The organism is Solidesulfovibrio carbinoliphilus subsp. oakridgensis (assembly GCF_000177215.2).
Lineage (GTDB): Bacteria > Desulfobacterota > Desulfovibrionia > Desulfovibrionales > Desulfovibrionaceae > Solidesulfovibrio > Solidesulfovibrio carbinoliphilus.
Genome location: NZ_CM001368.1, coordinates 749,204 through 766,383, shown reverse-complemented (window position 1 = coordinate 766,383; position 17,180 = coordinate 749,204). Strand labels below are relative to the sequence as shown.

At 64.5% G+C, this 17,180-nt stretch carries 15 protein-coding genes; 6 read left to right on the top strand and 9 right to left on the bottom strand.

The window, feature by feature from the left end:
- The first annotated feature begins 579 nt into the window (after nucleotides 1-579).
- A complete protein-coding gene (locus DFW101_RS03370; protein WP_009180124.1) occupies nucleotides 580-1,278 on the top strand; it encodes a LexA family transcriptional regulator in 699 nt (232 codons plus the stop codon).
- Nucleotides 1,279-1,564: 286 nt separating this feature from the next.
- A complete protein-coding gene (locus DFW101_RS03365) occupies nucleotides 1,565-2,230 on the top strand; it encodes a LexA family transcriptional regulator (protein ID WP_009180123.1) in 666 nt (221 codons plus the stop codon).
- Nucleotides 2,231-2,480: 250 nt separating this feature from the next.
- On the opposite strand, the gene DFW101_RS03360 is transcribed toward DFW101_RS03365, so the two are convergent.
- Both DFW101_RS03360 and coaE read right to left on the bottom strand, forming a co-directional pair.
- Entirely contained in the window at nucleotides 2,481-3,206 is a 726-nt protein-coding gene (locus tag DFW101_RS03360; protein WP_009180122.1) for a rhomboid family intramembrane serine protease, read from the bottom strand.
- 63 nt (nucleotides 3,207-3,269) lie between these two features.
- Entirely contained in the window at nucleotides 3,270-4,946 is a 1,677-nt protein-coding gene (gene coaE, locus DFW101_RS03355) for a dephospho-CoA kinase (RefSeq protein WP_009180121.1), read from the bottom strand.
- Nucleotides 4,947-5,080: 134 nt separating this feature from the next.
- Here coaE and DFW101_RS03350 point away from each other — a divergent pair, with 134 nt between their 5' ends.
- Nucleotides 5,081-6,046, top strand: coding sequence for an MDR/zinc-dependent alcohol dehydrogenase-like family protein (locus DFW101_RS03350; RefSeq protein WP_009180120.1), 966 nt, complete (start codon nucleotides 5,081-5,083; stop codon nucleotides 6,044-6,046).
- Between the two features lie 85 nt (nucleotides 6,047-6,131).
- Here the strand turns inward: DFW101_RS03350 and ligA are convergent, their stop codons facing one another.
- Genes ligA through uvrB form a run of 4 tightly spaced genes read right to left on the bottom strand, consistent with a single transcriptional unit; the run spans nucleotide 6,132 to nucleotide 11,949 of the window.
- The gene (gene ligA / locus DFW101_RS03345) at nucleotides 6,132-8,225 is read right to left on the bottom strand and encodes an NAD-dependent DNA ligase LigA (protein ID WP_043642639.1); all 2,094 of its coding nucleotides are present in this window, start codon (nucleotides 8,223-8,225) and stop codon (nucleotides 6,132-6,134) included.
- A 7-nt stretch (nucleotides 8,226-8,232) separates the two neighbouring features.
- Nucleotides 8,233-8,889, bottom strand: a complete 657-nt coding sequence (locus DFW101_RS03340) for a DUF3431 domain-containing protein (protein ID WP_009180118.1) — start codon at nucleotides 8,887-8,889, stop codon at nucleotides 8,233-8,235.
- Entirely contained in the window at nucleotides 8,886-9,932 is a 1,047-nt protein-coding gene (locus DFW101_RS03335) for a potassium channel family protein (protein WP_009180117.1), read from the bottom strand. Before DFW101_RS03335 ends, DFW101_RS03340 begins: the two co-directional genes overlap by 4 nt.
- A 1-nt stretch (nucleotide 9,933) precedes the next feature.
- Nucleotides 9,934-11,949 (bottom strand): excinuclease ABC subunit UvrB, encoded by a 2,016-nt coding sequence (uvrB, locus tag DFW101_RS03330; RefSeq protein WP_009180116.1) that lies wholly within the window; start codon nucleotides 11,947-11,949, stop codon nucleotides 9,934-9,936.
- A gap of 114 nt (nucleotides 11,950-12,063) precedes the next feature.
- Between uvrB and DFW101_RS03325 the strand changes: the two genes are divergently transcribed.
- The 3 genes from DFW101_RS03325 to DFW101_RS03315 all read left to right on the top strand — a co-directional run bounded on the left by DFW101_RS03325 (nucleotide 12,064) and on the right by DFW101_RS03315 (nucleotide 13,497).
- Nucleotides 12,064-12,549 carry a hypothetical protein gene (locus tag DFW101_RS03325; RefSeq protein WP_009180115.1) on the top strand — a complete coding sequence of 162 codons (486 nt, stop codon included), beginning with the start codon at nucleotides 12,064-12,066 and terminating at the stop codon, nucleotides 12,547-12,549.
- Between the two features lie 64 nt (nucleotides 12,550-12,613).
- Nucleotides 12,614-13,198, top strand: a complete 585-nt coding sequence (locus DFW101_RS03320) for an LOG family protein (RefSeq protein WP_009108259.1) — start codon at nucleotides 12,614-12,616, stop codon at nucleotides 13,196-13,198.
- Between the two features lie 107 nt (nucleotides 13,199-13,305).
- Nucleotides 13,306-13,497, top strand: coding sequence for a hypothetical protein (locus DFW101_RS03315; RefSeq protein WP_009180114.1), 192 nt, complete (start codon nucleotides 13,306-13,308; stop codon nucleotides 13,495-13,497).
- Between the two features lie 45 nt (nucleotides 13,498-13,542).
- Here the strand turns inward: DFW101_RS03315 and aat are convergent, their stop codons facing one another.
- The 3 genes from aat to DFW101_RS03300 form a co-directional block, all read right to left on the bottom strand.
- Entirely contained in the window at nucleotides 13,543-14,229 is a 687-nt protein-coding gene (gene aat / locus DFW101_RS03310; RefSeq protein ID WP_009180113.1) for a leucyl/phenylalanyl-tRNA--protein transferase, read from the bottom strand.
- A 244-nt stretch (nucleotides 14,230-14,473) separates the two neighbouring features.
- Entirely contained in the window at nucleotides 14,474-16,762 is a 2,289-nt protein-coding gene (gene clpA, locus DFW101_RS03305; protein WP_009180112.1) for an ATP-dependent Clp protease ATP-binding subunit ClpA, read from the bottom strand.
- Entirely contained in the window at nucleotides 16,763-17,065 is a 303-nt protein-coding gene (locus tag DFW101_RS03300; RefSeq protein WP_009180111.1) for an ATP-dependent Clp protease adaptor ClpS, read from the bottom strand.
- Nucleotides 17,066-17,180: the final 115 nt, after the last annotated feature.

Here is a 17,180-nt window from a genome sequence, read left to right as displayed (position 1 = left end):
GTCGCGGGATGCCCGTGCCGTGTATCTGCGGCCCCGGCCTTTTGTCCCGCGGAAGAGGGGGTGCCCCTTCATTTTTGTTAATAATAACACAAAGATGCCCAGCCGAAGCCCGCTAAAGAAAAACCTCTGGCCCATTCGCTTTCAACATCATATCCGACCGGATTATTCTTTGATATTCTCGCAGGCCAAAGGAGAATAGACTTCGTTATTGCCGACCAACGCCGACCTCATGGTTCGGACTTCAGTGCACAGTGCTTTCATCAAATCCCTTGTGCGATAAATTCTTGACAGAAACCTCCCTCACTGGATACATACTAATAGAATTATCGGTCTGCCTTGTTGAAGGGATGCAGGCGACCGAAGGCCATCGCGGACCCGGTATGGCCCTTCTTCAATTTCCTGAGGAATACCGCCCCGGACGGCATGCAGGCGAGCCACGCCGGAGGGGTGGTAATGCCGCGCATCCGGACGGCGACACGACAGTACGCAACCATTCCACGGCCCAGGCGTTCCCCGGACGGCGGGGGTGGCTGCCCCCGCATCACCCGACAAGGATACATTTGCTGCGTTGGAGGCGCTATGAATGAAGACAAGACCCAGGAATCAAACAACCGTTTCGACGAAGCGTTTGATCGCATCAAAAAAGCCACTGACATGCGGACGCAGGTGGAGATCGCCAAACTGCTCGATATCCGCCAGTCCAGCATATCCGATGCCAAGCGACGACAATCCATCCCCGACAGCTGGCTCATAAAACTCTACCAGATCTACAATCTCAATCCGAACTGGATTATTGACGGTGAAATGCCGCAATTTCTTGGAGAACAACGTGGCGGCGCACTCCAGGTCAGGGAGTCTGGAGAGACATACGGGCGAAAACCCAAATACTACCAGATGCCGGTGAATTCCATGTCGCTGCCGGAACAGGGACAAGGGCCGTGGACAGAAAATTCCGTGGAAACACTGGCTGTTCCTGAGCAGTTCTACCGCCCGTCACTCGTTTTCGTCCGCATGGATGAAAACGACATGGAACCTGTCATTCAACGTGGGGCCTATGTCGGTATTGACAAGGAACGCAGGACAATTCGTTCAGGCGCCTTATACGCCCTTGACATGCCGGTTGAAGGGTTGGTTATAAAGCGTGTCTTCCATGACACGGAAAATTCCAGGCTCATCTTGCGTTCTGAAAATCAGGCATACACGGAACAGGCTCTTGCAGCCGAAGGCTTTGGCGAACGCGTTCTCGGCCGTGTGGTCTGCGTATTTCAGGAAATCTGAAGCGTTTTGCACTGCTGACACATCCATTTGTCTGCGCCGCCAGAGGCCGCATCATCTGTACAGGAGCGCGACAGCGCTCCTGTATTTTGTCATCCGGCCTATCCTTCTTTGTTATCGCAAAATTAGCGCTGTCTCCGGTCCGGCTGGCTCTCCGACAGACGCATTGTCACATTGACGGAGCCTTTAACATATTGTATCGTCTCGCCTAAATCATTTAGCAACGAATTATTATAGATACGTTTATTCTCATTTTTTCCACGCCTAACGCCGCATAGCAGGAGGCTGCGTGAAGCCTGACACTTTCGAAGATGCCTACGCCCGAATCCAAGCCGCCACGCACACGCGCACCCAAACGGAGATCGCCAACCTCCTCGGCATCAAGCAGTCCAGCATCTCCGATGCCAAAAAGAAAAATACCATTCCCGATGGCTGGCTCGTGACGCTGTATCGATCTTGCGGCCTTGAACCGGATTGGATCCTCTTTGGCCAGGAACCTGCCTCAAAGGGAAGCGCCGTCTCAACGGGCGTACGGGAGACCGCCAGCGATTATGCCACCGCGCCCACCCGGGCCACGGTCTACGCCATGGCCCGCACCGATTCCGAAACCGGCGCCTGGGTGCGGCAAGGGCTGGAGAACATCCCCGTATTCGAGGCACTGGTGCGCCCGAACCTGCTCGTAGTCAAAATGGACAACACCGCCATGGAACCGGTCATCCGGCGCGGAGCCTACGTCGGCATCGATTGCGACGACGTCCGCATCCGCAGCGGTGAAATCTATGCGCTGGATTTTCCGGGCGAGGGTCTTGTCATCAAACGCGTGGTTCGGGACCTCGAAGCCAAGCGTCTGACGATTCTTGCCGACAACCCGGCGCATCAGCCGCAGCACCTGCCCCTGGACACTCCGGACGTCACGCCGCTCGGCAAAGCGGTCTGGGTCATTCAGGAACTTTAAGCGTTGCGACCACATGTCGGAAGGAACTATCTTCCTTCCGTCCTTTCGACTGCCGCATGGCCCGTTCTTCGACATCCCGATCCCCTGTGGCGAGACTGGCGGCGGCCGCTTCGCTTCCCTTCTTTCATTTCCCCCATGCGAGCCGCAACCGCGTCCGGGCGAGACCCCGTTTTTCTTTCTTCCTGTCTTTGACAAATTTACACAGAGACCATTTACGGATAAACACCCGCCCCGGAATGCCCACTGATCCTCAGTCTTGCCGGTCGTAACGCCGATTGCGCGGGTCGAAGCAGTATTGGCAGCCGGGCGGCAAAAAGAGGCGCACCAGCCCCAGGCCGGCGGCAAAGCCCCCGGCGTGGGCCCAAAAAGCCACGCTGGCGGCCGAGCCCTGGGTGACCGCCCCGCTGAGGCCGGAAAGGAGCTGCACCGCGAACCATATCCCCAAAAAAACTACCGCCGGCAGCTCGATGATCCACGGAAAGATGAAAATCGGGATCAGGGTCACCACGCGCGCCTTGGGAAAAAGCCGGAAGTACGCGCCCATGACCCCGGCGATGGCGCCGGAGGCCCCGATGACCGGAATGGTGGAATTCCAGTTGAAAAGGACATGCGAAAACACGGCCAAAAGACCGCAGGTCAGATAGAAGAACGTAAACCGCCAGGCGCCGAGGGCCTCTTCCACATTGTCCGAGAAAATCCACAGCACCCACATGTTGAGCAAAAAATGCAGCCAGCCGCTGTGGAGAAACATGTAGGTGACCAGCGACTCGTAGCCGCCGGGGGGGTAGCCCATGGCCGCGGCGTAGGCCTTATCCGTGTACCGGGCTGGGACAACTCCGTAGATATGCAGGAATTCCGCGAGGATACCTTTTGGGAGGAGTTGCTCGAAGAGAAAAAACAACGTGCAAAGGCCGATCAGCGTCCAAGTCACGAGCGGCCGGCGGGAACTCGGCACGTTGTCGCGAAGCGGTATCATCCGGCGTCTCCTTTGTTGCTCCGGCGGGGGCGGCCACGGCGCTGCCCGCCCCCCGTACAGGGATCAGCCCCCTGCGCCGGACGCTGAAGATGTGGCCGCGCCTTTCCGGGTGCCGGCGTAGCCCTGGTCGATCAGCCACTGGTAGCGGGCTTGCAAGTCCTCCCGCCGCAGCCTGGCCAATTCACCAAGAATCCGATCGGCCTGGGCGTTTAAAGCCGCAGTGTCCCCGTTGTTGTCGACTACGAAGCGGCATTTGGCCAGCTTGGCCTCCTCGGCCCATTGCCAGCCGTCCATGCGGTCAATGAGGGCATCGTCCCAGCCTCGGCCGGCCGCCAGCCGCTCTCGCCGCTTGTCCATACCGCAACGGACTCCGACAACCATATCCACGATTTCGCCCTGGGGCCAGCCTGACTCGAAAAGAAGCGGGACCTCGGCGAAAATCGTCCGTTCCCGAATGTGCGCCTCGGTAAAGGCGGCCAGTTCGCCCTTGACCAGGGGATGGACCAACTCCATCACATCACGCCGGAACTTTTCCGTGCCGCGCATGCCGGCCAGGAGCCAGGCCTTGTCCACGGACCCGTCCTCGGCCAGAGCCACATCCCCGAACCGTCGGGACAGCATGTGGGCCCCGGCCCCACCCGGGGCGTAGAGGGAAGCCACGGCCGCATCCGCGGAAAAGACCGGGCAGCCGGCGGCGCCAAAACGGGCCAGCAAGGTCGATTTGCCGCAGCCCGGCATCCCCACCACCCCAATCCGTTGACAGCGGCGGCCGAGCAGCAAAAGGAGCCGCCAGAAGTCCGGCGGCGGCGGACAGGTGAAGGAGCGGGGTTCCTTCAGAACCGGGTGGGTGAAGGACAGTTTCCAGGCGTGGAGCATCTGCCGGCTGGCCAGCCGGGCGATGGCTCCGCCACGCCGCTTCCAGGCTGCGTGCTGGTGCGGTCCGTAGACCGCGTCGCCGATGATGGGATGGCCGATTGCGGCCATGTGCACCCGGATCTGGTGGGTACGGCCGGTGAAGATGGTCACTTCCAGAAGGCTTGCCGTGCCGTCCGGCGCGGTCCAGACCGGCCGCCACCGGCTATGGGCCGGCCGGCCGCCCTTGTGGGGCACGGCCATCTTGGTGCGGTACTTGGGATCGCGGCCGATGGGCAGCCGGATGTCGCCCCCCTTGCCGTCGGGCCGGCCGTGGACCAGGGCCAGATAGGTCTTGTGCACTTGCCTGGCCGCGAAATCGGCGGCCAGGGCCAGCCGGACCGGCTCGGTCAAGGCCACCATGAGCAGGCCCGAGGTGTCCTTGTCCAGGCGGTGGACAATGCCCGGCCGTTCCCCGGCCATCTCCCGCAGGCCCGGAAAATGGTGGAGCAGCCGGTTGACCAGCGTCCCCTCGGGCAGCCCCGGGGCGGGATGGACGGTCAGGCCGGGCGGCTTGTCGAGAACGGCCAGCTCCTTGTCGGCGTAGAGCACGCGAAGGCTCCCGGCCTCGGCCACGGTTTCGCTGGCTACCTGGGGAAGGTTTAGGGTCAGGGTCTCGCCGCCGCGCAGCTTGAGTCCCGGCTTGCGGCAGTCCGCGCCGTCGACGGTGGCCAGGCCGCCCTCGATGGCCGCCCGCACCCGGGCCCGGGACACTTCCAAGTCGGCCAGCCGGGCCGACCAGAATACGTCGAGCCGCGTGCCGACGCCGCCGTCCGTCGTGGGATCAAATACGGCCTGCCGCCGTTCCAGGGATTGCTCGTTTTCCATAACACCTCGAATTTGAGGATCAGGCATCGGTCAAATGGCGCTTGCGGTCAAGGTCGACAGCGAAAACGTGTTTGAGGATGCGTGCCCCCTGGGCTAGGGTGGTGGCCTCTTTCACGTTCTTCAAGGAGAGGCCGATGCGGGCCGTGATATTTGCCAACGGGGCCGTCCATTGGACGACCAAACCCCAACCCCTGCCCGGGCCGGGGGAAGTCTCCATCCAGGTCCGCATGGCCGGGATCTGCAACACGGACCTGGAACTTCTCAAAGGGTACATGGATTTCGCCGGCATCCCGGGCCACGAGTTCGTCGGCCGGGTGGTTGCGGCCCCGGATCATCCGGAACTCCTGGGCAAGCGGGTCACGGCGGAAATCAATCTCGGCTGCGGCCGCTGCCGTACCTGCCTCACGTCCGGCCCCCGCCACTGTCCGCACCGCACCACCCTCGGCATTGCGGGCAAGGACGGAGCCTTTGCCGAATACGTCACCGTGCCGGCCTCGGCCGTCCACATGGTGCCGGACGGCGTCTCCGACCGGGAGGCGGTCTTCATCGAACCCCTGGCCGCCGCCCTGGAACCGGGCCAGCAGTTGCACCTGACGGCCGACACCTCCGTCCTGGTTCTTGGCGACGGCAAGCTCGGCATCCTTGCGGCCTGCTCCCTGCGCCTCCAGGTCCCGGACATTGTTCTGGCCGGCCGACATCCGCGCAAACTGGCCATTGCCGCGGCCCAGGGCGTGGCCACCCGCCACGGCGACATTGCCGGCCTGCGCGAGGCGTTCGGCCGCTTCGACGTGGTCGTCGAGGCCACCGGCCGCCCGGACGGCCTGGCTTGCGCCCTGGATCTGGTCCGGCCGGAAGGGACCGTGGTCCTCAAGACCACCACCTTCGCTCCGACGCCGGTCGACATGGCCCGGGTGGTGGTCGACGAGATCAGCCTCGTCGGCTCGCGGTGCGGCAACTTCCGGCTGGCCACGAGCGTCCTTGGCCACAGGCTGGTGGACGTCGCGCCCCTGATCGAGGCCGTCCACCCCTTTGACGCCTTTCCCGAAGCCCTGGCCGCCGCCGCCCGCCCCGGGGCCATGAAGGTGTTGGTGGAGTTTTAACAGAAGAAGACCGGGGCCCTGCCCCGGACCCCGCCGGGGGGACAATCCCCCCGGACCCCTTGAAAGGTGATGGGGCGGGACGGGGTCAGATGTCCAGAAGCGATTTACGGGTCGGGGCAGGGACGGATTCGGCCAGGAGGCTGGAAAATTCCTCGGGCGTCAGGACGGTCACGCCAAGAGCCTGCGCCTTGGCCAGCTTGGAGCCGGGGTCGGTGCCGGCCACCAGGTAGTCGAGCTTTTTGGAGACCGAGGACACGATCCGGCCGCCGGCCGCCTCGACAAGGGCCTGCGCCGCCTCCCGGGTCATGTCCGGCAGCGCGCCCGTGAAGAGAAACCGCTTGCCGGCCAGCGGCGCGGCCGAGGCAATGGGTTTGGGTTCGCTGACCGGCCAGAGCCCAAGGTCCTTGAAGCGGGCCACAAGCTGGCGATTGGCCTCGTTGTCGAAAAACTCCCGGATGGAGGCCGCCACTTCCGGGCCGATGTCCGGCAGGGCGGTCAGTTCCTCGGCCGTGGCCGCGGCCAGGGCGTCGAGGTCGCGAAAATGGTCGGCCAGGGTCCGGGCCGTACGCGTGCCCACCTGGCGGATGCCAAGCGCCGCGATGAGCTTTTGGAGCGTGGCCTTCTGCCGGGCCGCTTCCACGGCGGCCACGAAATTGGACGCCGATTTTGCGGCCATGCGGTCCAGGAACAAAAGCTCGGCCTCGGTCAGGCTGAAAAGATCGGCCGGTGTCTTGACCATGCCCTTCGCAATGAGCGTCTCCACCCACTTCTGGCCAAGCCCCTCGATGTCCAGGCCCGCCTTGGACACGAAATAGGCGATGCCCCGGCGCAGCATGGCCGGGCAGGCCAGATTGACGCAGCGCCAGGCCGCCGCCCCCTCGTCGCGCACGGCCGGCGAACCGCAGGCCGGGCAGGTGTGGGGAAACTCGAATGCAGCGGCATCGGCCGGGCGCTTCTCCAAAACGACCTTCACCACCTCCGGAATGACGTCCCCGGCCCGACGGACCACGACGGTGTCGCCCTCGCGCAGGTCCTTGGCCTTGATCTCGTCCTCGTTGTGGAGCGTGGCCCGGGCCACCGTGACTCCGGCCAGGCTGACCGGTTCGAGCAGGGCCACAGGGGTGAGCACACCCGTGCGGCCTACTTGGACGTCGATCTGTCGGAGCACGGTCTCGGCCTCGTGGGCCGGGAACTTGAGGGCCAGGGCAAAGCGCGGGGCCCGGTCGGTAAATCCCAGGGCCTCCTGCAATGGCAGGCTGTCCACCTTGGCCACCACCCCGTCGATCTCGAAGGGCAGCTCCTGGCGGCGCAGGCCCAAAGCCTGGAAATAGGGGTACACGCCCTCGGCCTCGACCATCCTGCCCTCCGACGCCACAGGCAGGCCTAGGGAACGCAGGCCGGCCATGACCCCGGAATGAGTGGTCCAGGGTGAGGCCGCTTCGCCCCAGTCCTGGCGGCCGAGGCCGTAGGCGAAAAAGGTCAGGGGGCGGGAGGCCGAAATCCGGGAATCGAGCTGGCGCACGGAGCCGGCGGCCGCGTTTCGCGGGTTGGCGAAGATCTTGCCCCCCTGCTCCCTTTGGCGTTCGTTGAGCTCGAAAAAAGCCTGCCGGGTCATGACCACCTCGCCCCGGACTTCCAGCAGCTCCGGCACGGGCAGGCCGGCCTGCCGGGCGTGGGGCCGCAGGTCAAGCGGCACGTTGCGGACGGTGCGGACGTTTTCCGTCACGTCCTCGCCCCTGACGCCGTCACCGCGCGTCAGGGCCCCGGCGTAGACGCCCTTTTCGTAAAGGATCTCCAGGGCCAGCCCGTCGAACTTGGGATCCACCCAGAAAGTCCGTTCAAAAGCCACGTCTTCCCTGTCCAGCTTGTTGGCCGCTCGGGTCAGAAAATCCTGCCACTCCGTCTCGGACATGGCGTTGTCCAGACTGTACATCCGAAGCCCGTGGGCCTTGGAGTCGAAGGACGGCAGGACCGCGCCCCCGACCCGCCGGGTCGGGGAATTCGGGTCGGCCAGTTCGGGATGGGCGGCCTCCAGGGTCACCAGTTCCCGGTAGAGGGCGTCGTAGGCCGCGTCCTCGATCTGCGGATCGTCCAGCACGTAGTAGCGGTGGTTGTGGAAGTGGATCAGGTCGCGCAGTGCCGCGAGCCGGGCGCGGGGGTCGGAATCAGACACGGGCATATCCTTGTCAGGTCCCTTCGGAACGGTTCAGGCGGAGGTCGCCGTTGAAAATAAGAGGCCACAGCCGCTCGAAGGCATGGCCGGTATTGGCCGCATCGTCGGCATCGGCGACGACCAGTTCCAGGGCTTTCTTGTAAAAGGCCAGCGGCCGGGCCAGGATACGGTCCCGGGCCACGAAGAACATGCCGGCCGGGGCGGTCACCAGAAAGGCCTCCGGCGCCGGGCCGGCGAACAGGGTTTCGTAGACCGCGCCGACCGGGATATCCCGGCCAAACCCGGGCCGGTGGCCGTGCAGCGCCGGATCGGCCATCTGGTGCGGCCGGCCGAGCCGGTCGCACTTGAGCTTGAAACAGGCGAAACCGCTGAATTTGAGTCCCATGCGCGCGTTTTGCAGTATCCGGGCCGCAAAGGACACCGGCGTGGCCCCGGGCGGCATGTGCGGGAACGGCGCGGCCTGGACGAAGACCGTGAAGTCCGGGAAATCCGGATAGAGGCGCACAATGTGGGAGAGGTACGTGTGGGACTCCCGGCCGATGTTCGGCAGGGCATGTTCCCCCGGCTCCCCGGACTTGTCGTAGACCACGACCGGCAGGCCGAGCGCCGCCGTCCAGGCCACGTCCTCCCGGTACCGGGCCACCACCACTTCCACGCCGGGCCCGGTCACAGGATCTCCCGCAACCCGTCCAGTCCATCCTTCCTGCCGACCAGGATCATGGTGTCCCCAGCCTCCAGCACCGCCTGGGGTTGGGGATTGAAGATCATCTCGCCGGAAGCCTTTTTGACGGCAATGACGATCAGGTCGAACCGGGGCCGGATGCGGGCCTCGATCAGGTTCTGGCCCACGATCTCGGAACGTTCGCTGATCCGCAGCTCTTCCATCTGCAGATCGATCTCGTTGCCGCGCCCGGCCAGTTCCAGGAAGCTCGTGACCGTCGGCCGCAGCACGGACTGGGCCATGCGCACCCCGCCGTAGAGGTGGGGGACCAACACCTTGTCGGCCCCGGCCCGCTGGAGACGCTGGGTATGGCCCTGGGCGTCGGCCCGGGCCACGATGTGGATGTTCGGATTGAGCTGGCGGGCCGTGAGCGTCACGTAGACGTTGGCCGCTTCCTGGGTCAGGGCAGCGACCAGGGTCTTGGCCCGCAGGAGTCCGGCCGCCAGCAGCACCTCGTCGGCCGTGGCGTCGCCGGCCACGTAGGGAATGCCCTGCTCGTCCAGGATGGCCGTCACCTCGGGGTTGCTTTCCACGATCACGGCGGCCACGTTCTCGGCCAGGATCTCGCTGGCCACAATGGAGCCGATGCGGCCGTAGCCGCAGATGATGACATGGCCGGTCAGCCGGTCGATGATGTTCTGCATGCGCCGTCTCCCGAGAAACTGTTGCAGCCGGCCCTCCACCAGGACCTGGGTGAAGGTGCCGACCAGATAGGCAAAGGAGCCGACGCCGGACACGATGAGCAGCATGGTCAGGATGCGGCCGTTACGGGACAAAGGATAGACTTCCTGGAACCCGACCGTGGAAAGGGTGATGACCACCTGGTAGAGGCTGTCGAAAAAGCTCCAGCCCTCGACCCGCATGTAGCCGACCACACCGCAGCAGAAGACCAGGGCCAGGGCGACCAGGCCGCCGGCCAGCGGCCCCCACGACCCAAGCCTGTGGTGCAGCCGCACGGCCCGGCTCTGGAACCGAAGTGCCCGGTGGGCCATGTCAGCCCATCTCCAGCAGCCGGGCCCGCAAAGCGGCCACCCGGTCGCGCAGTTCGGCCGCCTTTTCGAATTCGAGCGCCTTGGCCGCCTCGCGCATTTCCCGCTCCAGCATCCTGATTTTCTTTTCCAGGGCCTTGGGCGACATATCGCCGTAGGCCGTGACCTCTTCCCGGACGCCGGTCCGTACCCCGGTTTCGCCGGCCGGCCCGGCCCCCTGCCCGTACAGGCTGTCCAGCACGCTGTCCATGGCCTTGACGATGGTCCGGGGCGTCATGCCGGTCTCTCTGTTGGAGGCCTCCTGCCTTTCCCGGCGGCGGGCCGTCTCGTCCATGGCCGCGCGCATGGAGCGGGTCACCGTGTCGGCGTAGAGGATCACCCGGCCCCGGACGTTGCGCGAGGCCCGGCCAAAGGTCTGGATGAGGGACCGGACGGAACGCAGGAAGCCTTCCTTGTCCGCGTCCAGGATGGCGACCAGCGACACTTCCGGGATGTCCAGGCCTTCGCGCAAGAGATTGATGCCGACCAGCACCGAGAATTCCCCCTGGCGCAGGGCCTTGATGATGGCCACCCGTTCCAGGGTTTCGATGTCCGAGTGGAGGTAGCGCGAGGGCACGCCCATGGAATTGAAGTATTCGTTTAATTCCTCGGCCATGCGCTTGGTCAGCGTCGTGACCAGCACCCGCTCGCCCTGGGCCACGCGGGCCCGGCATTCGGCCATGAGGTCGTCCACCTGGCCCTTGGTGGGCCTCACCTCGACCAGCGGGTCGAGCAGGCCCGTAGGCCGGATGATCTGCTCCACCACCACGCCTTCGGACCGGTTGACCTCCCAGTCCCCGGGCGTGGCCGAGACATAGACGGCCTGGCCGATGCGGCCGAGGAACTCCTCGAAATTGAGCGGCCGGTTGTCGAGCGCCGAGGGCAGGCGGAAGCCGAAATCGACCAGCGTCTGCTTGCGCGACCGGTCCCCGGCGAACATGCCGCCGATCTGCGGCACCGTGATGTGGGATTCGTCCACAAAGAGGATGAAGTCCTCGGGAAAGTAGTCGAGGAGCGTGTAGGGCGGCTCGCCGGCCTTTCGGCCGTCCAGGTGGCGCGAATAGTTCTCGATGCCGTTGCAGTAGCCGAGCTCCTCGATCATCTCCAGGTCCTGCATGGTGCGCATTTCCAGACGCTGGGCGGCCAGCAGATCATTCGCCCCCCGCAGCTCGGTCAGACGCAGCCGCAGCTCCTCGCGGATGTCCGAGACGGCCCGGTTCAAGTTGGTCCGGTCGGACACGTAGTGGCTGGCCGGAAAGACGATGGCCTTTTGCATGGACCCGAGGACCTCGCCGGTCAGGGGATCGGTCTCCAGGATCGATTCCAGCTCGTCGCCGAAAAACTCCAGGCGCAACGCCCGGTCGCGGCTATAGGCCGGGATCAGTTCGATGACGTCACCGCGCACCCGGAACACGCCCCGGTGAAAATCGTAGTCGTTGCGCTCGTACTGGATCTCGACCAGCCTGCCCAGAACCGCCTCCATGCCCGTCTTTTCCCCGACCGTCAGGGTCAGGACCATGCGCTCGTAATAGTCCCTGGACCCGAGGCCGTAGATGCAGGACACCGAGGCCACGATCAGGACGTCCTTGCGCGTCAGGAGCGAATGGGTGGCGGCATGGCGCAGCTTGTCGATGTCGTCGTTGATCGAGGCGTCTTTCTCGATGTAGGTGTCGGTGCGGGGCAGGTAGGCTTCCGGCTGGTAGTAATCGTAATAACTGACGAAATACTCCACGGCATTGTTCGGGAAAAGCCCCTTGAACTCGCTGTAGAGCTGGGCGGCGAGCGTCTTGTTCGGGGCGATGACCAGGGCCGGCCGGTTGAGCCTGGCCACGACCTGGGCCATGGTGAAGGTCTTGCCCGTGCCGGTGGCGCCGAGCAGCACCTGGCTCGGCACGCCCTGGTCCAGATTGGCCGCCAGCGCGTCGATGGCCCCGGGCTGGTCGCCCTGGGGAGTGTATTCGGATTCAAGCTGGAAAAGCATGGTGTTTTCTATTACATCCCTCTCACGCGCAACAAAAGCGAAAACCCCGGGGTTTCCGGGCCGGCGGGCCGCCCGCCGCATCCGGGGACATCATTCCGTCTAAGGAGACGCCCAATGGAAATAGACGTCGTACCGGCTGATTTCATCATTCCCGTGGACCGGGCCTGGACCGTCTCCATGGTCATCAAGAGCTTCAAGGGCCGCAAGGACGTCACCGTCCACCTGTTCCGTCCCGAGTGGGACCCGGCCGACGAGGAGATCTACGACTGGGACGTCCTGACCGGCGATCCCGTGCAGCCCGACCTGCCGGTGAGCTATGTCAGTTGCCGCCGCATCGTCATGGAGTCCTTCACCGAGGAGGAACGCGACGCGCTTGTGGACTACCTCAAGACCCGGTACGAGGACAAGGTGTCGGAAGTCCATGCCTGCGCCCTCAATTTCCCCATTCCCCTGGGGTTGACCGCCCTGTCGGAGTTGAGCGAGGGCAAGGATATCGGGTTCATTCATTTCGACAAGATCCCGAACTACACCCTGCCCTTCCCGGTACGAGGCTATTTCGACTTGAGCCAGCACAAGCCGCTGATCGAGGGCCTGGAATAAAAGAAGGGCCGTCCTTCGTCATTCGCCACGATCGGGGCCGCCCGGCGGCCCCTTGGAGCGCTCCATGCAGAGCCTGTGTGTTTTTTGCGGTTCGTCGTCCGGGTCCGATCCGGGCTATGTGGAAGCGGCCACCCGGCTTGGCCGGCTCCTGGCCGAGGAACGGATCACGCTGGTCTACGGCGGGGCCTGCGTCGGCCTCATGGGCGCGGTGGCCGACGCCACGCTGGCCGCCGGAGGCCGGGCCGTCGGCGTGTTGCCGGATTTCCTGCGCCGCAAGGAGCTGGCCCACCCGCGCCTATCGGAACTCCACATCGTGTCGTCCATGCACGAGCGCAAGGCGCGCATGGCCGAGCTGTCCGAGGCCTTCATCGCCCTGCCCGGCGGCATGGGGACGCTGGAGGAGTTCTGCGAGATCATCACCTGGGCCCAGCTCGGACTCCACGAAAAACCCTGCGGCCTGCTGAACATCCAGGGCTACTACGATCCTCTGCTCCAATTTGTCGGCCGCATGGCCGACGAGGGCTTCCTCAAGGAGAAGCACAAGGGGCTGGTCCTCTCTTCGGACACGGCCGAGGGCCTGATGCTGGAGATGCGGGCGTTCAAGCCGGTCCGGGTGGAAAAGTGGGTGGATCACCGGGCGAAGGCCTAGCCGTTTCAGGCGACAGCCAGCCCAAACACGCAGGGACCAGTCTAGGCAGCACTGTGACCTTGGAGATACCGGATACGATGAAAATCCCTAAGTCGGAGGACTCATTTATGGCCGATGCGTCATCCAAACAGCATTTCAGCCAACACCGCTCCACACAAGCCGATTTCGCAGGACCCGACACGTTTGCCAGCGTTGCCGACGAACTGCTCTACTACAAGCAGGAATACCAACGCCTGAAAGCCATCATCGCGCTGCAAAAACAGAAAATACGCAAGCTCGTGGCCGCCCAGAACGCCTAGGCGGCCGCCGGACCGGCATCAGCAAAGAAAGCCGGCCTCCCCAGCCTAGGCGGACAACCGCCACGGCCCAGGTTCTCCCGCATCCTGCCGGGCCAGGTCCAGCCTTTTCAAGAACTCGCCGCGCCGCACCTCCACCGCGCCGAAACGGCACAGATGCCCGGTCGTCTGCTGGCAGTCGAGGAAGTGGAACCCCTGCCCGGCCAGATGGCGGCACAGGGTGACGAAGGCCACCTTGGACGCGTCGGTGACGCGGTGGAACATGGATTCCCCGAAAAACGCCTTGCCGATGGCCACGCCGTAGGCCCCGCCGACCAGTTCTCCGTCCTGCCAGGCCTCCACGCTGTGGGCATAGCCGGCCTGGTGCAGCCTTTCATAGGCCTCCATCATCTCCGGCACGATCCAGGTGCCGTCGCCAGCCGTTCGCGACGTGCCGGCGCACCCCCGGATGACGCCCGCGAAGTCCGTGTCCAGAGTCACGGCGAACCGGCCGGACCGGATGGTCCGGGCCAACCGCTTGGAGACGTGGACCAGCCCGGGGAAAAGGATCGGCCTCGGGTCCGGCGACCACCAGAGGATCGGACTTCGCTCGTCGTACCAGGGAAAGATGCCGCGTCGGTAGGCGGCGAGCAGCCGCTCCAGGCGCAAATCGCCGCCAACGGCCAGCAGCCCGCCCGGCTCGGCCAGGGACGGCTTCGGAAAGACCGGCTCATACGGCAATTGGAAGACAGGCATATTTTCCCCAGCCCTCGCCTCTTTTCCCCAAGGCCACCGGGCCTCGCCGGAAACGTTCCCGCCTCCTTTCCCAGGGCGCTTACACCCTGCTCTTCTCTCAAGTGTCGGGCGGCGCGCGGCGCCCGGGAGACATCCCGAACGCCGCGCGCCGCCCGACAGGAGAGGAGGGTCCGGGAGGGAATCATCCCCTCCCGGCCGCCGGAGGCATTCTTCTCTCGCAACCTTTACATCTACTACCCTTTCCCTACTCCACTTCCGCCACTTCGGCCGCGGGTTTTTTCGGCGCGCGGCTGGTGAAGCGGAAGGTGAACAGTTCCGGCGCGCCGGCCGGCGCGGCGTCGACCTCCGCTTCCCCGCCCTTCTGCAGCTTGCCGAAGAGCATCTCCTGGGCCAGCGCATCCTTGATCTCGACCTGGATGACCCGGGCCAGCGGCCGGGCCCCGTAGTCGGCATCAAAACCCTTCTCGGCCAGCCGGGCCACGGCGGCCGGGGTGAGCCGGACCAAGACCCGCTTCTCGGCCATCTGGGCGTTCAGTTCGCCGAGGTACTTGTGGACGATGCGGTCCATGACCTCGGGGGTCAGAGGCTTAAACGACACAATGCCGTCGAGGCGGTTGCGGAACTCAGGGCTAAAGAGCCGGTTGACGGCCTTGATCCCCTTGCCCGACGAATCCTCGGCCTGGCCCGTGCCGAAGCCAATGCTCTTGGCCGCCATCTCCCGGGCCCCGGCGTTGGTGGTCATGAGCAGGACCACGTGGCCGAAGTCGGCCTTGCGGCCGTTATTGTCCGTGAGCGTGGCATAGTCCATGACCTGGAGCAGAATGTTGAACATATCCGGATGGGCCTTCTCAATCTCGTCCAGGAGCAGCACCGAATAGGGGTGCTTGCGGATGGCGTCGGTGAGGAGTCCGCCCTGCTCGAAGCCGACATACCCCGGAGGCGAGCCGATCAGCCGGGCCACGGCGTGCTTCTCCATGTATTCGCTCATGTCGAAACGCACGAAGTTGATGCCGAGCACGGCCGCCAGCTGCTTGGCCATCTCGGTCTTGCCGACGCCGGTCGGACCGGCGAGCAGGAACGAGCCGGTCGGCTTGCCGGCGTTGGCGAGGCCGGCCCGGGAGCGCAGGATGGCCTTGGAAATGGCCTCCACAGCCTCGTCCTGGCCATAGATCAAGCCCTTGAGCTCGCCGTCGAGGTTCTCCAGGCGGATCTTGTCCGAGGAACTGACTCGGGCGGCCGGAATCTTGGCCATGGAAGCCACGACCTTTTCCATCTCGGCCACGCCGATGGCGCCCTTGGCCGTGGTGCCGGCGAGCTTGCGCACGGCGCCGGCCTCGTCGATGACGTCGATGGCCTTGTCCGGCAGGAACCGGTCGTTGATGTGGCGGGCCGAGAGCTCGACCGCGGCGCGCAAGGCGGCCGGGGTGTAGCGTACGCCGTGGTGGGCCTCGTAGTAGGCGCGAAGGCCCTTTATGATCTCGACAGCCTCTTCCACGGTCGGCTCGCCCACGTCGATCTTCTGGAACCGGCGGGACAGGGCCCGGTCCTTTTCGAAGTGGTTCTTGTATTCCTCGTAGGTGGTGGACCCGACGCAACGGAGCTTGCCCGAGCCGAGGACGGGCTTCAGGATGTTGGAAGCGTCGAGGGTGCCGCCGCTGGTGGCGCCGGCGCCGACGATGGTATGGATCTCGTCCACGAAGAGGATGGCCCCGGGCTTCTGTTCGAGTTCGGACAGCACACCCTTCAGCCGGGCCTCGAAATCGCCCCGGTACTTGGTGCCGGCCAGAAGCGCGCCCATGTCCAGGGCGAAAATGAGCGTGTCGCGGAAGCTCTCCGGCACGTCGCCCTTGACGATGCGAAGGGCCAGCCCCTCGGCCAGGGCGGTCTTGCCGACGCCCGGATCGCCCACGAAAATGGGGTTGTTCTTGCGCCGGCGCAACAGCACGTGGATGGTGCGGGTCAGTTCCTGGTCCCGGCCGATCAGCGGGTCGATCTCGCCTTTGCGGGCCTTGGCCACCAGGTCCACGGTGTACTGTTCCAGGGCCGAGCCGCCGGGCTTGCCGGCTTCCGCCTCGCCGCTGCCGCCCTCGGGCTGGGGCAGTTCCCGGGCGGCGCCGTGGGAAATGAATTCCAGGACGTCCAGGCGGGAAACGCCGTGGGACTTGAGATAATAGACGGCGTAGGAATCTTCCTCGTCAAAGATGGCGGCCAGCACGTCGCCCACTTCCACCTGCTGCTTGCCGGAAGACTGCATCTGCATGATGGCGCGCTGGAGCACGCGCTGCACGCTTATGGTCTGGACCACCTCGGAAGCGGCGTCCTGGGGCAGGGTTTCCATGTGGTCGGTGAAGAAGCGTTCGAGCTGATGCTTGAGGCGCACCACATTGGCGCCACAGTGGACCAGGATATCCCGGCCGGTCTCTTCCAGGAGCATGGCGTACAGGAGATGCTCCAGGGTAAGGTATTCGTGATTGCGGCGCTTGACCTCTTTGACGGCGCTGGTCAATACCCGTTCCAGTTTTTTGCTGAGCATTCAGACCTCTTCCATGCTGCATTTGAGCGGGTAGCCATTCTCCTTGGCCAGACGATGCACCAGGGAGACCTTGAGTTCGGCCACCTCGGCGGTGAATTCGCCACACACGCCCACGCCGTTATTGTGGACGTTCAGCATGATTTGCGTGGCTTCGTTTTCATTTTTATGAAACACGCCGACGAGCACCTGGACCACGAACTCCATGGTCGTGTAGTCGTCGTTGTGCAATAACACTTTGTACCGTCGGGGTTCTCGCACGTCCTCTTCGACGTCGACGCCCAGACCGGGCTGTTCCTCTTGCATGGGATGGCTCATGGGCTTGCCGTCACCTCTTCCCGGATGTCGGGGACACGTGGCTGTTGTCCCTGTTGTCATTTTCCGAGCTTATATAAGTCGCCATTTCCACCTGTCGAGGGGG